This is a genomic window from Pectobacterium sp. S5 (assembly GCF_051707265.1).
Lineage (GTDB): Bacteria > Pseudomonadota > Gammaproteobacteria > Enterobacterales > Enterobacteriaceae > Pectobacterium > Pectobacterium polare.
The window spans coordinates 86,940-100,755 of record NZ_JAULSZ010000006.1 but is presented as its reverse complement, the minus strand read 5'-3'; the positions used below and the strand labels follow the sequence as shown (position 1 = coordinate 100,755).

15 protein-coding genes and 1 pseudogene are annotated in these 13,816 nt (G+C 50.4%); 6 read left to right on the top strand and 10 right to left on the bottom strand.

Features of this window, described 5'->3' with window-relative positions:
* The first annotated feature begins 67 nt into the window (after window positions 1-67).
* The 3 genes from lldD (at window position 68) to QWJ20_RS19025 (ending at window position 3,110) form a co-directional block, all read left to right on the top strand.
* Window positions 68-1,228, top strand: a complete 1,161-nt coding sequence (gene lldD / locus QWJ20_RS19035; RefSeq protein WP_039285051.1) for an FMN-dependent L-lactate dehydrogenase LldD — start codon at window positions 68-70, stop codon at window positions 1,226-1,228.
* A gap of 103 nt (window positions 1,229-1,331) precedes the next feature.
* Window positions 1,332-1,832, top strand: coding sequence for a GrpB family protein (locus tag QWJ20_RS19030; protein WP_433993232.1), 501 nt, complete (start codon window positions 1,332-1,334; stop codon window positions 1,830-1,832).
* Between the two features lie 93 nt (window positions 1,833-1,925).
* A complete protein-coding gene (locus tag QWJ20_RS19025; protein ID WP_174870127.1) occupies window positions 1,926-3,110 on the top strand; it encodes an AI-2E family transporter in 1,185 nt (394 codons plus the stop codon).
* A gap of 69 nt (window positions 3,111-3,179) precedes the next feature.
* Here QWJ20_RS19025 and QWJ20_RS19020 read toward each other — a convergent pair whose 3' ends face one another.
* Both QWJ20_RS19020 and QWJ20_RS19015 read right to left on the bottom strand, forming a co-directional pair.
* Window positions 3,180-3,542: a DUF596 domain-containing protein gene (locus QWJ20_RS19020; RefSeq protein ID WP_433993231.1), complete on the bottom strand. Its 363-nt coding sequence runs from the start codon at window positions 3,540-3,542 to the stop codon at window positions 3,180-3,182.
* Between the two features lie 31 nt (window positions 3,543-3,573).
* Window positions 3,574-3,960, bottom strand: coding sequence for a hypothetical protein (locus tag QWJ20_RS19015; protein WP_433993230.1), 387 nt, complete (start codon window positions 3,958-3,960; stop codon window positions 3,574-3,576).
* A gap of 126 nt (window positions 3,961-4,086) precedes the next feature.
* Between QWJ20_RS19015 and QWJ20_RS19010 the strand changes: the two genes are divergently transcribed.
* Window positions 4,087-4,632 carry a hypothetical protein gene (locus QWJ20_RS19010; RefSeq protein ID WP_120358227.1) on the top strand — a complete coding sequence of 182 codons (546 nt, stop codon included), beginning with the start codon at window positions 4,087-4,089 and terminating at the stop codon, window positions 4,630-4,632.
* 42 nt (window positions 4,633-4,674) lie between these two features.
* Here the strand turns inward: QWJ20_RS19010 and QWJ20_RS19005 are convergent, their stop codons facing one another.
* The 4 genes and pseudogenes from QWJ20_RS19005 to QWJ20_RS18990 form a co-directional block, all read right to left on the bottom strand.
* Complete coding sequence (locus tag QWJ20_RS19005) at window positions 4,675-5,232, bottom strand: hypothetical protein (RefSeq protein WP_433993229.1); 558 nt, start codon at window positions 5,230-5,232, stop codon at window positions 4,675-4,677.
* Between the two features lie 329 nt (window positions 5,233-5,561).
* Window positions 5,562-6,977 carry a Fic family protein gene (locus tag QWJ20_RS19000; RefSeq protein ID WP_433993228.1) on the bottom strand — a complete coding sequence of 472 codons (1,416 nt, stop codon included), beginning with the start codon at window positions 6,975-6,977 and terminating at the stop codon, window positions 5,562-5,564.
* 119 nt (window positions 6,978-7,096) lie between these two features.
* A complete protein-coding gene (locus QWJ20_RS18995) occupies window positions 7,097-7,399 on the bottom strand; it encodes a hypothetical protein (RefSeq protein WP_249683810.1) in 303 nt (100 codons plus the stop codon).
* A gap of 610 nt (window positions 7,400-8,009) precedes the next feature.
* Window positions 8,010-8,294, bottom strand: a pseudogene (locus QWJ20_RS18990) (endoribonuclease YicC domain-containing protein); the annotation flags it as partial.
* 56 nt (window positions 8,295-8,350) lie between these two features.
* Between QWJ20_RS18990 and abiEi the strand changes: the two are divergent.
* Together abiEi and QWJ20_RS18980 are read left to right on the top strand one after the other, a co-directional pair.
* Window positions 8,351-8,875, top strand: a complete 525-nt coding sequence (gene abiEi / locus QWJ20_RS18985; protein ID WP_433993227.1) for a type IV toxin-antitoxin system AbiEi family antitoxin — start codon at window positions 8,351-8,353, stop codon at window positions 8,873-8,875.
* Between the two features lie 28 nt (window positions 8,876-8,903).
* Window positions 8,904-9,791 (top strand): nucleotidyl transferase AbiEii/AbiGii toxin family protein, encoded by an 888-nt coding sequence (locus QWJ20_RS18980; protein WP_205557395.1) that lies wholly within the window; start codon window positions 8,904-8,906, stop codon window positions 9,789-9,791.
* Window positions 9,792-9,895: 104 nt separating this feature from the next.
* Here the strand turns inward: QWJ20_RS18980 and QWJ20_RS18975 are convergent, their stop codons facing one another.
* From QWJ20_RS18975 to QWJ20_RS18960, 4 genes are all read right to left on the bottom strand, one after another.
* Window positions 9,896-10,759: a YicC/YloC family endoribonuclease gene (locus QWJ20_RS18975; protein WP_219679604.1), complete on the bottom strand. Its 864-nt coding sequence runs from the start codon at window positions 10,757-10,759 to the stop codon at window positions 9,896-9,898.
* Window positions 10,760-10,857: 98 nt separating this feature from the next.
* Window positions 10,858-11,766, bottom strand: a complete 909-nt coding sequence (locus QWJ20_RS18970; protein ID WP_127156606.1) for a LysR family transcriptional regulator — start codon at window positions 11,764-11,766, stop codon at window positions 10,858-10,860.
* A gap of 213 nt (window positions 11,767-11,979) precedes the next feature.
* The gene (locus QWJ20_RS18965) at window positions 11,980-12,927 is read right to left on the bottom strand and encodes an isoaspartyl peptidase/L-asparaginase family protein (RefSeq protein ID WP_039483119.1); all 948 of its coding nucleotides are present in this window, start codon (window positions 12,925-12,927) and stop codon (window positions 11,980-11,982) included.
* Window positions 12,928-12,986: 59 nt separating this feature from the next.
* Window positions 12,987-13,808 carry a M55 family metallopeptidase gene (locus QWJ20_RS18960; protein WP_174870725.1) on the bottom strand — a complete coding sequence of 274 codons (822 nt, stop codon included), beginning with the start codon at window positions 13,806-13,808 and terminating at the stop codon, window positions 12,987-12,989.
* Between the last annotated feature and the right edge of the window lie 8 nt (window positions 13,809-13,816).

The following is a 13,816-nucleotide window of genomic DNA, read 5'->3' as shown; positions in this document are numbered from 1 at the left end:
GCTTCACTCACGGTCATTCCACTTACCGTAACAGTGGCACAAACAAGAAGAAGGATGGGAAAGGACGATGATCATCTCTGCTTCAACGGACTACCGAGCGGCGGCGCAGCGTAAGCTGCCGCCGTTTCTTTTCCACTACGCCGATGGCGGTGCGTATGGCGAGCACACGCTCCGGCGTAATACCGCCGATCTGGCGGATATCGCGCTGCGCCAGCGTATCCTGAAAAATGTCTCCGACCTGAGTCTGGAAACGCAGCTGTTTGGCGAAAAACTGGCGATGCCGGTGGTGCTGGCACCCGTTGGCCTGACTGGTATGTACGCCCGGCGCGGCGAGGTACAGGCTGCTCGTGCGGCGGCGCAGAAGGGCATTCCCTTTACGCTGTCTACCGTCTCCGTCTGCCCGATTGAGGAGGTTGCACCTACTATCGATCGGCCGCTGTGGTTCCAGCTCTACGTGTTAAAAGATCGCGGCTTTATGCGCAATGTGCTGGAACGTGCACAGGCTGCAGGGATCAAGACGCTGGTGTTTACCGTAGATATGCCGACGCCGGGGGCGCGCTATCGTGATGCCCATTCCGGCATGAGCGGCCCGAATGCGGCAATACGCCGTGTGTTGCAGGCGATGGTGCATCCACAGTGGGCATGGGACGTTGGCCTGAACGGTAAACCGCACGATTTGGGGAATGTTTCCGCCTATCGTGGCACGCCGACAACGCTGGAGAACTATATCGGCTGGCTGGCGGAGAATTTCGATTCCTCCATTTCGTGGCAGGATTTGGCGTGGATCCGCGAGATGTGGAAAGGGCCGATGATCATCAAAGGCATCCTCGACCCAGAGGATGCCAAAGAGGCGGTGAAATTCGGTGCGGACGGCATCGTGGTTTCCAATCACGGCGGTCGCCAACTGGACGGCGTGCTATCGACGGCACATGCGCTGCCTGCCATCGCCGATGCGGTGAAAGGCGATATCACCATTCTGGCAGATTCTGGTATTCGTACCGGGCTGGACGTGGTGCGCATGATCGCGCTGGGTGCGGACGGCGTGATGCTCGGGCGCGCGTTTGTCTACGCGTTAGCGGCAGCGGGCGAGGCTGGCGTGGTTAACCTGCTGAACCTGATCGAAAAAGAGATGCGTGTAGCGATGACGCTCACGGGTGCCAAGTCCATTGCTGATATCACCACGGACTCACTGGTGCAGGCGACCCAGCGGCGATTGGATGGCCTGTAAGCACGAATCACGCGGTGAGAGGCATTTACCGCGTGATGGCTTTGAACCTTCCCCTGAACGTTGGTAGCCTTTGCACGATAAAGCTGCGTTGGGGGATAGGTGAATGGGTGGGCGAACAATTACTGTGGTGGATTACGATCCACAGTGGGCAACGAAGTATGAAACGGCGGCGTGTGCGATAGCACAGGCGCTTGGTGAGGTTGCGGTGAGGCTTCATCATATCGGTAGCACGGCCGTGCCGGGATTACCCGCCAAACCAGTGATTGATATGCTGCTGGAAGTGATTTCGCTGTCCGATTTGGACCGATTGGATCATGTCATGGTCGATTTGGGCTATCGTCCCCGTGGAGAAAATGGGATCGCGGGGCGTCGTTACTATACTAAGGGCGGCGATGATCGTACGCATCACCTGCACGCCTTCGTGGTGGGTGACGGGCATATTCAACGGCACTTGGCTTTCCGTGATTATCTGCGTGCAAACCCTTCTGTATGTACAGAATATGCGGCAATAAAGCGTGCTGCCGCACGGGCTTGTGACAACGATGCCGCACGATATAGTCAGTTAAAAGATGACTTTATCGCGACGCATGAGGCGCTTGCGTAGGCATTTCCGCCGAATCCGGCGTTTTTTCCTGTATTGCAAACGCCCCACTTCGTTCTATATTTCGAGAGCAGATTGAACGAAGGGGAAATCGTTGTGAATATTAAAGGGCTTACGAAGGGATTCTTCATCCTTATCTTATTTATCGTCACGCTGGCGTTTTTTGACATCCTGGCACCGTATTATTCCGCCATCTTATGGGCGGCGGTGCTGGCCATTATCTTCCATCCGCTGAAAAGCAAAATTCGGCAAAAATTGAACGATCGCAACGGCATTGCCTCGTTGCTGACCGTCCTGATCATCTTCCTGCTCGTCTTCATTCCGTTGGGAATCATTGTTTCCTCGCTGGTGGTTGAAATTAACGGGGTTTACACCCGATTGCAGGACAGTAATACGCAATTCCCGGTGGTGCTGGCGGAGCTGATTCAGCATCTGCCGAAGTGGGCGCGACATTTCCTCGCGGAACACAATCTGGATAACGCCGCCAAAATACAGCAAGAGCTTTCTCAGGTTGTGCTGAAAGGTGGGCAATATCTGGCGGGAAGCGTGCTGCTGATCGGCAAAGGGACATTCACCTTCTTCATTGGTTTCGGGGTGATGCTCTACCTGCTTTTCTTCCTCCTGAAAGACGGCGCTTATCTGGTCAACCTGATTCTGGAATCGCTACCGCTTTCTACCCATGTTAAGCATCACCTGCTGGTGAAGTTTGCCGCTGTATCTCGGGCGACCGTGAAAGGCACCGTGGTTGTGGCGATTGTGCAGGGGACACTGGGCGGTATTGCGTTCTCCATCGCAGGAATAGAAGGCAGCCTGCTGTGGGGCTCGCTGATGGCGTTCCTGTCGCTTATTCCCGCTGTGGGGTCGGCGATTATCTGGGTGCCTGCTGCTATCTTCCTGTTCGCGACGGATATGCTCTGGCAAGCCATCTTCATTGTCGCGTTCTTCGTGCTGGTGATTGGGCTGGTGGACAACATTTTGCGCCCGCTGCTGGTGGGGAAAGACACCAAAATGCCGGATTACCTGATTCTGATCGCCACGCTGGGCGGCATGGAAATCTATGGCATCAACGGTTTTGTGATTGGCCCGCTGATTGCTGCGCTATTCATCGCCTGTTGGAACATTCTCTCCGGTCGCGATAATCAGGAGAATATTGAAGGCATCGACGAAGATTTTATCGAGGAAGGTCGGCAGCATCCGAGTATGGCGAAGCCGGAACAGAATGAGGTGCTAGAAAATCAGGCAGCGGAAGGTCAGGAGGTTGAACGTAAGACCTCGGAGTAAGTTCGCTGCTCGTGTTAGTGATATTCGGTCGTGAGTAAGAGGAATTGGCTCTGGTTTGGCTGATTCCTCTTACGTCCAACTCTCTTGCCCTTCGGACGTGATCCACACGACGCCTGCGGGCGCTTTGGCTAAGAACCACAGGCCACATTCGTCGACATCATCAAATTCATCATCGGACATTTCAGGTGGAAAGGCATTGCGGAGCCGATCGACCTGATGTTTCGGATCGTCTTGCAGATAGTCTCCCTGACTGGCAAGCCTGATTCTGCCTTCCTCGATTAGCTGCTCCAGCAGCGTAAAAAACAGCGCCTGACGCTGGGCGTAGGTTCTGGGATTGCCCCGACACTCCACCGCAATATGTTGCCATATCGCACCCATCGACAGCCCGTATGCGCTGGTGGTGACAGCATCGTAGATGTCGTTGTCGTCCATACTCGCTTCTCTCCTCAGCATTCTCGCTGGCTCAGCGCGTTGGATCATAAGCTTTTGCCTCGACGTCCCACGGTATGCCGCGATCCTCAACCGCGACGTGCCATTCACAGTGTGTCAGGGCGGTGCGGATTTCGGATAAACACTGGCACCAGTGCTGTACGCCAATCCAGGTGGCTTCTTCATCGCTATCGGGGAGTTTGGTCGAGCCGGAGAACACGATTCCTTTTCTGAAAACGTTACCGATTTTCACGTTGAGGGCGAAATTAAATGATTCCCAGTTTATGCCTTCGCCGGTCGTCAGATATTTATCAATGTGTTCATTAACGGAATGGCGTTGGACAATCTCCTTCACGGCAGATATCTCTTTTGGGCTCAGGGATTTTTTACGTCGTGCGGTGTAATAGAGAGAAATTGCCACGTTGCCTCGTTTATCATTAGTGTTTAAGGTGAGGTAATGCTTTAAGGTAATACAACATAAATTTTCGAATAAAAAGCGGCGTAAAATAATCAGGATGTTCTGATTTTATAAAGGTAAGGGATGGTTATGTTTGGGAAAATGCTTCTGATAGGAATCAGTGCGGTATTACTCAGTGGATGTTCGGTTGCGACCTATAGTCATAAACTGGAGGATTATCAGGGCGCTGACCGCGTGGGTATGACGTTCGATAACCGAAACCTCGACTATGTTCGCGTTTATCCGACGACCGACAGATGTATTAATATTGATGCACCAGAAAATGGCTATACCAATAATGCGTTTGGGTTCCAAACTAAACTCAATAATAAAGAACTCGGCTTCCCTGAAATCCCAGAAACGCCAACGATGATTCGTGAATTCTGGGTCAGCGCGCAACACAATATTGCGGTCAGAATGATTGCGGCCAATGGTGGATTTAGTACCGTCACGTTTAAACCTGTGGTCGGGAATTACTATTATGTCACTGGCGAGTTTGCCGGTGCTTATTCGCCACGCCGCCTCGAAGTCTACGAGGTGTTCAAGACCGAAAAAGGCTACTACGACCGCCGACCCGTCAAAGATTTGATGCTGAAGAACTGCGGCCAATTTTCTTCCAGAATGCAGCATTTTTAATGCTTGGCCAGACAGTGACGCTGTCTGGCCGTCTCACCGAACTTACGTTAGCTGTTTTCCAGAAAACGTGCCGGCATACCAGGCATCCATCACCGATAGCAGGTTTTTCACTTCATCCACGGTCAGGCCATACGAGTCGGCGTTTTCATGGGGTTTAACGACGAGTAGCTGAACATCGGCACGCGTATGCAGATAATCGAACTGATATTGCACTTCTCTGTTGTCGTACAGACTCCCGCCAACGTTTCCGGCTTTGCGTAACTGAGTGATCTGTTTATCTTTCGCGGCCGGATCTTCCGCCCAAATCAGGAAATCACGCAGCGGCTGTGTCTGCCGGGCAAAATCATCACGCGTGAAGCCAAAATAGGCGTAACGCTCTCTGACCACTAACGCGATTTTGCTCTTATCGTCGGATATCTTGACGTCAAAAGATCGCTTACCCACGGTACAGTCGCGGAATTTAGGCTTGTAGTCACAGGCGGAAAGATTCTCGGCTTCATAAACTTCGTAGAGACGCAGCGTGGCATATTTATCGAAGGTGGTTACCGCCTGACAGCCAGTTAAGGCAAGAAGGATAAAGGAGAGGACGAGATAACGCATGTCGGTTGTTTTTCCCTATTTTGTTGCGGGTGTGAATGTTCCTGAGATGGTGTTTAGTGGCGGTTTTTGGCACCAGCCTGTGCTGCGATAATGGGACTATATTCCCATTCTTGATGGGATTGTAGGAATACAGTCCTATTTTGTTGCACTTATCATCGGTCATGCAGTGCTTCGATGGTATGACCGTGGCGCTGCATGATGAGAGCAAATTCGGCGTCTAGTTTGGCATTTTGGTGATCTTTGGATACCGTTTTTCCGCTCGCCACTATTACGTTTCTGTCCTGACGAGTAATTCCTATCGATTCGCTGCGATTCTTCCGCTTATTCAATTATTTTTTCCACTCAATAAACATTTTTTCTGTAATGCCAAGTCCAACGATTGATCCAACATGAAGTTGAGCTAAATCACTGAGTGTCATGGCAATAAATTTATCGGCAGAAGGAATGTCATTTTCTGCACAATATTTCTCAAGATATTGTTCTGCAAGCTGTTCATTAAGATTTTCCCGGATAATATTCCCCATCGCCACTTTTCGTGCCACACGATGTTGTATGCGATAAATATCAATTTCGCCAATCGATTCTTTTACTACATCATATTGTTCGCAAGATCTCGTATAGGCCCATTTGAACAGCTCCAAAGCGGGCAGGAGCTCATTGGTTTCATAGAAGTACAGCAATGCTTTAAAGTAATCCTCTTGCGGTACATCAATAAAACTTAACGGGCAAAAATTGTGCTTAATAAAAGGGATATTGCAGGATAATCGAGCAGTTCGCTTGTTTACGTCTTCAAAGGCTTGTAGATACGATAAATGAATGAATAAAAAAAAGCTTTGTTCAAATGGGTCGTGGATTTGTTCTGCTTTGCGTAGCAATAGAGAGAAGTATTCTTCGAGTTGATGGGGGTTGTTTAGCGGCAAATAGGCCGATTTTCCAATAGAGACTTCTATCTGCCTGATGTTACCGTATGCGTTGGGATTGGCGAGTAAATCTTGCGAAAGCAGGGCGTGAATATTTCTGATTGTGAAGGGATTAATTATTATCTCTTCGGCATTTTCAATTAAAAATTCAATCGCTTCTTTGTGGTTCATGATCATGATGGTTTCTTCATGAACTTTACCATCGGCTGTCAGCCCCTGCTCTATGAGTTTTTGTGTATCAAGCTTGGAGTAGGTATTACCTTCTAGTCGACTAGAGTTATAAGACAAATCAATAAGTAGACGTTGACTAATATTCCTCGCATAAGTCCCTGCTGCCAGTGTGTCATCAAATCGTTTCCCCATTTTCGCCAGCGTCGTTTGTATCTGATTCGGCAGGTACTGAGTTACGTTGGGTAAATAATTATCCAAAATATCAAATTGATAGCTGGATTTTTTACGTGCATATGAAGGCGTATCTAAATAGGCGAGCTGTGAGATAGCCTCTTTGGAAAAGATGGGGTGATTGTCCTCATCTGCACGTATTGTCCTTATGTTGTTATCGATAGTGTCCTTATCGAATGACTTAAGGACACGCAATGAAGATGAGTTGTCCTTATTTGCATAATATTTAGTATTGCGTTTTTCCCCTACCGTCACGATCTGCCCGTCGTCGTAGAGCTCTTTAAGTCGGCGCTGTAGTGTTTTCTTATTTATTGAAAATAATAAAAATTCTTCAATTTCGCCCAGGCTTTTTGCTTCATCGAACTGAAGCATTGCTTTCAAAATTGATGTTTTTTCTTGCTGTATACGATTGTCTTGGCTCATTTTTATAAGGACAGAATAGTAGTCGGTGTCTCTAAACGTAGTAGAGATAAGGACAAAATTCAAGCCAATAAGGACAGTTTATAGAAGGTTTGTCCTTATTAGGATCGGATAGAGACAGTTTAGGTGAGGTTTGCGGTGCGAATTGATGCCGCCTGTTCGCTGAGTGCCATCAGCGCAGGGATCAGGTGCGCACAAGTACTGAGGTAGGCGCTGAGGTGTTGAAGGTGTTCTGTGGTGGTTTCTTCAGTCAGCGATTCGCTAACATATTGTAAACCGTGGCACAGTCCTTCAACCGACTCCGCAGCGATTGCGCTGAGATCGTCGCGTTGAGCACGACTAAGGTGCTCAACGGGTAGCGAAGTGATCAGGTCGCGGAAAACGGTAATGGAACTATCGGTAGCGGCGGCATTTATGGTGCTCATTGGCGATCCTCCTTGAAAGTCAGTACCGCCAATTGTCGATACTTTTTATAGATTCGGATACTACGAGTTTCGTAGCGTGTTGCTGTAACGAAAAGAAAAGCGAGTCGTGACATTATCCGTTTGATTATTAATAACGGTGGAAGAACAGAGTGAGTTTATGTTCATACGAAAACAAGCATGCTTTGGTATGTCGCCTACTAATAATTAAGGCCAATTTATTTTTCGCCTAATTTTTTGAAAAGAATTTCACGTCAACATAAATAATAATGACAATGGTAAGAATAGTCAGTTTTCCCCAATGCTCAGGAATGAATTCGTAGAATAAAAATCCTAAACCAATCGTTAATGCCATCGTGATATATGTGTTAATAAATTCCTTAACAGCATAATACAGTGTTTTCTTTAAGCCCATTCTTTATAATTCCGTTTATTGTTTCTATGATTTAAATATGATGATGCGCTTCCAGCTATTATGTACACGTCTATGTACACACGAAACATGCGCTGTAGTGATACAGCATGAGACTATATAAAACAAAAAAGGCCATGATTTACAATGGCCTTTTGTCCTGATGCGACTTAGTGAGACAACGCGAGATCGCGTGAAATCTTACTCAATATTCTGAATCTGTTCCCGCATTTGCTCGATCAGCACTTTCAATTCAATGGCTGAAGCGGTGACGTCGGCGTTGATGGATTTCGAGGCCAGCGTGTTCGATTCGCGGTTGAATTCCTGCATCATGAAGTCGGGGGGGCGGCCGACGGCTTCTTCTTTTTTCAAGATTTTGTAGGTTTCTTTGACGTGAGCGTCGAGGCGGTCGAGTTCTTCCGAGACGTCGACGCGCTGTGCCATCAGAACCAGTTCCTGTTCCAGACGGTTATTTTCCAGCTGTACCTACGCATCCATCAGGTCTACACTACATTACTTATTTGGTAATGTAGTGTAGACCTATGGCTAAATCTGATGAGCTATTAACCGCGTTGGCTAAAGCAGTGAACGCCGGCGGCGGCATTCACAGTGTAACAGAGCTGGCTTTTATGCAGGGTGTGCCTTGTGACTCAGCCTTTAGAAAATTCTTGGCAGATTGCGTAAAGAAGGGGTTGCTAAGACGAGTGGTGAAAGGCTTCTATGAAAGTGTTATTACACCACCTGAGCCTGAGACTGCCATTTATAAAATCATCAAAAAGTTGCGTAGTGGCGTATTGAACTACATCAGCTTAGAAAGTCAGCTCAGTCATACCGGTGATATTTCACAAGTTGTGATGGGTAGAGTCACTGTGGTGACTAAAGGTCGAAGTGGTTGTTTTGATACGCCTTATGGCGTGATCGAGTTTACCCATACTAAAAAGCCAGTCGAGCAAATTGCACCTAATTTGTATTATGACCCCGACATCAAAATGTATCGCGCATACAAGGAACAAGCGATAGCAGATCTAAAACACTGCCAGCGCAATCTACATATGTTGGAGAGCTAAGCATGGGGGAGTGTATGGGAGATAACGTATGCTGAAGCAACAAATTCGCCAAATTGTCCAGTCAAACCCTGACTATGCCGCAGTGACACCCGTCATAGAAAAAGAGATCTTGCATCATGACATTATGGATGTGCTGATCAAACAGGGCGTCATGCAGCGGTTAACGTTCATTGGCGGCACCTCATTACGAATGTGTTACAACAGCAGCAGGCTATCAGAAGATCTTGATTTCAATGGTGGTCATGATTTCAAGCCCTCAGCGTTTGAGGGGCTGGAGTCCGAAATCCAAACCTATATTCAGAACAAGTATGAAACCGAGGTTTGGGTAAACAAACCTTCTGGCGAGCAGCAAGGGGATACCGTTTCTTGGAAAATTAGTATCGTAAAAGAAGCTAATCGTCCTGATTTGCCACGGCAAAAAATGCATATTGACGTCTGTGCTATCCCGTCATTTGATATTGAAAAGCGCCCGCTAATCAATCATTACGACATTGTTGTTCCGACTGAAGGAATTTTGGTTCCGGTACAGTCGTTACAAGAAACATTGGCCGATAAGTTGATCGCGTTAGCGTATCGGGCAAGACGTATTAAACCTCGTGATATCTGGGATATTATTTGGATTAAGCAGCGCGGTATTGATTTATCCAAGACACTGGTTGAAAAGAAGCTCACCGCCAGACAGAAGCAAACAGAAGACTTTCGACAGGCGCTGTCTATTCAGTTAGCCAAGCTGATGTCGGAAGATGAAGTCCGTGACGACTTCAATATGGAAATGAGCCGCTTTATCCCTAAGCCAATTAAAGAGAGAACTCTCGATAATCCTGAATATTGGGCTTATGTTCAGGGCGAGGTGCATGCCATCGCGTCTGAGTTACTGAATGACGGAGCACCAAAAAATCCATTTGATATGGGTTAGCCCCATGTTTTTCTCCCTCCATCATAAAACAAAAAAGGCCATGATTTACAATGGCCTTTTGTCCTGATGCGACTTAGTGAGACAACACGAGATCGCGCGAAACCTTATTCGATATTCTGAATCTGTTCTCGCATTTGCTCGATCAGCACTTTCAATTCAATCGCTGACGCGGTGACGTCGGCGTTGATGGATTTCGAGGCCAGCGTGTTCGATTCGCGGTTGAATTCCTGCATCATGAAGTCGAGGCGGCGGCCGACGGCTTCTTCTTTTTTCAGGATTTTGTAGGTTTCTTTGACGTGAGCGTCGAGGCGGTCGAGTTCTTCCGAGACGTCGACGCGCTGTGCCATCAGAACCAGTTCCTGTTCCAGACGGTTATTTTCCAGCTGTACCTGCGCATCTTCCAGCTTGTTTTGCAGGCGTTCGCGCTGCCATAGCAGGATGTTCGGCATCTGAGCGCGCACTTTGACAACTTCAGCGCTGACGCCAGCCAGACGCTGTTCGATCATCCCTTTCAGCGCATCACCTTCGCTTTCACGGGCGGCGATGAAATCATCCAGCGCGCCTTCCAGTGCTGTCAGCAGTTCGGCGCTGATGGCGTCCAGATCCTGCTCTTCCGCCGACATCACGCCGGGCCAGCGCAGGATATCAACCGGGTTGATTTCCCCTTCGTCGCTCTGCATCTTGACCCAGTTGGCGGCATTAACCAGCTGTTTAGCCAGCTTTTCGTTCAGGATCAGCGCACTTTGCGCACTCGGGTCGAGCTCAAAACGCAGGTTGCATTCGATTTTGCCACGGGTTAAACGGGCGCGGATGCGCTCACGCGCAACAGGTTCGAGGCTGCGGAATTGTTCCGGTAAACGAAGATAGGTTTCCAGATAGCGCTGGTTAACGGAACGCAGTTCCCAGGCTGCGCTTCCCCAGTTGCCCTTGATCTCTCGGCGGGCGTAAGCGGTCATGCTGCGAATCATTGGTGCATACCTGTAAAGCAAATGATGAGAAGGATTATAGCGTTGAGTCCCGTGCAGGGGATAGGAAAAACCGTTTGCCCAGTGCCACCCGTCGAGAATCAGGCGGCGTAAAGTAAGGCTTCGTTCTGTCTGGCGATGTCGCGACAGCGGTTTTTCATCATCTGTTTCAGTTGCAGCGTCGCCTGTGACTGTGGGTTATCACGGCGGCTGATCAGCGTGACTTCAAAAGGCAGCGGCTGGTCGATAGGGACGATCTTGAGCTGGTCGGCATAGCGACAGGCGGTAAAAAGATCGACGATGCCCGTACCGCCACCCGCCAGCACCATGTCGGCAATCACCGAGTAGGTTTTGATGTAGAGCGAAGCCGCTGGCTGTAGCGCTCTGTCGCGCAGCGCGCGGTGTAGCACCTGACCGAGCGGATCCTTATGCTGCATCATCAGCAGATTGTTGTTGCACAGCCATTCCAACGAGACAGGGCCGTTTATCGGGCTGTCTTTCGGCAACAGGGCGACCATCGTGGACTGGAACAGCGGCTCTGCCAGCAGCTCGGACGGCACCTGCTGACCAAAGATCAGCGCGAAATCGAGCTGGTTTTGCAGGATGTTCTGGCACAGCGTGCTGAAGTGTTCGGTGACGAGTTCAACGTTAACCGAGGCTGCCTGCTTATGAAATTCCACCAGCGTTGGAGCCACGATCATTTGCCCGAACGCATGCGCTGCGCCCAGCCGTACGGAGTGGGCTTTGCTGGTTTTGATTTGTTCGGTGAGTGAACTGATGCTTTGCAGATGGCTGAAAAGCTCCTGCACTTTTGGTATCAGGCGCAGCCCTTCTTCGGTGGCGATCATTCCCTGTGTGCGACGTTCAAACAGGGAAAAACCGAGCTGCTGTTCTGCGTGATTCAATACCCGGCTGACGTTCGGCTGCGAGACGTTGAGCAAGCGGGCAGCGCCGCTGATGGTGCCTGCCTGAACAATGGCCTGGAAGATTTCAATATGGCGTAATCGCATGAGTGCAGGCTCCGGCTGATACTTTCTAATGAGTATCGTATGAGTAATAACCAAAATGCCTGCAATTATTACGCCAGTTTCTAATTTTTTTCCTGCGCGGCCTGCGGCGTTTCCTAATGATTAGACTGCACAATTATGGTGCGTAATGCTCCATAATTGTGCGTCATGGTCGAAGATGGTGCAATTCGACCTGTGTATGATAGCGCGACAGATTTAGCGATAAATATCGGCGACGGGTTCTTCACCCACATAGCCATAGCCGCGGTACATGCCTTCGCTGTTAAACGGCAGGGCGATGTTGCCGGCTTTATCGACGGCAATCAGTCCGCCGCTACCGTCCATTTGCAGTAATTTTTCCATGACTACGCGATCGCTGGCCTGCTGTAGCGTCAGTCCGGCGTATTCCATCAGCGCCGAGACATCATAGGCGGCGACGGCGCGCATAAAGACTTCGCCCGTGCCGGTGCAGGAAACCGCCACCGTCTGGTTATTGGCGTAGCAGCCTGCGCCGATGATTGGGCTGTCACCCACGCGTCCGGCCTGTTTGTTGGTCATGCCGCCCGTCGAGGTTGCTGCCGCGAGATTCCCTGCGCTGTCCAGTGCTACCGCGCCGACGGTGCCGAATTTACGGTCGGGATCGATAGGGTCGTTCTGGCCGTCGTGATCGAGGATGACGCGGCCTGAACCTGCCTGCGCATTATGGAGTTGCTGGCGGCGTTCGTCGGTGGAGAAAAACGCCGGATCAACCATTTCCAGATCGTGCTGCTGCGCAAAGGCTTCCGCGCCGTCGGCAGTAAACATTACATGCTGGCTGGCTTCGAGTACGGTACGCGCGGCCAGAATTGGGTTACGGATATGGCTGACACAGCTTACCGCACCGGCATCCAGCGAACGCCCGTCCATAATGCTGGCGTCCAGTTCGTGGGTTTCCGCGTGGGTGAAGACCGAACCGTGTCCGGCATTGAATAACGGACACTCTTCCAACAGGCGAACGGCTTCCGTTACGGCATCCAGCGCGCTGCCGTTTTCAGCCAGAATGCGTTGTCCGCTGGCGACAATCTCGGACAATGCGGCCAGATAGCGTTGCTCTTTTTCAGCACTCATAGCTGAGCGGGTCAGCGCACCTGCGCCACCGTGGATCACAATCACGGGCTTTGTCATGCGATAAATTCTCTTTTCAATCGGTTTACGCCCCGGAATACGGGGCGGATAAACTGGAATCAGTTTTGCGTCGTCGCCAGATAGGAAAAGGCGCCCAGCAGGCTGGTGATTTCCCGCATGTTCTGCGCCGTATAACCTACGGTTATGGCATCCAAACGTTCAACATTCGGCAGCAGACAGAATAGATCGGCCAGTACCGGTTTTGCCACCATCAGTTCGAGGCGGTAGGGGGCCTGAATCCGCGAGTTCAGCGTCCGGTGTGCTTTTTCCACCGCCGCTTTTGCCGCGTCACGAATCACCTGACGTGCCTGTTCGGTGCTGAGGGATTCGGCCGCGTGCTGCGAGATGGCGCGTTTGACGCAGGCGTAGTCTGTTGCAGGGTAGTAGTGGGCGATCCAGCTCTGGAGCGTGTCGTCACCGCTGACCAGCCAGAGCGGTGTCTTCTGTTCCACGCCGGCGGCAGCGTAGATGTCGCTCTCGCCCATGATTTCACCGTTGATGCGCACGCGGTAGAACGCACGGCCGTTGATGGTATGCGACAGCACGCCAAACTCGCCTGCCGCGCTGTGGTAGCCGATGAACATTAGGCCGTCGAACTGCTGTTGCTCTAATCCTTCGACCATCGAATAGCCGCGCGGTTTGCCCTGTACCAGTCGGGCGCGAGCGTCGATGTTCTCCGCGCGCAGGTTGACCATTGCCGCGTGGCTGTCGGCGACCACCACCTCTGTTGCGCCACCCGCGAACGCACCGTCAATGGCGGCGTTCACTTCCTGTTCCATCAGGCCGCGTGCCAGCTGATATTCCGCGGTGCCGGGGCTGCACTGTTCTGGGCGCATCACGCCAGCGATCCCTTCGATATCAGCAGAGATAAACACTTTCATCATCAGTT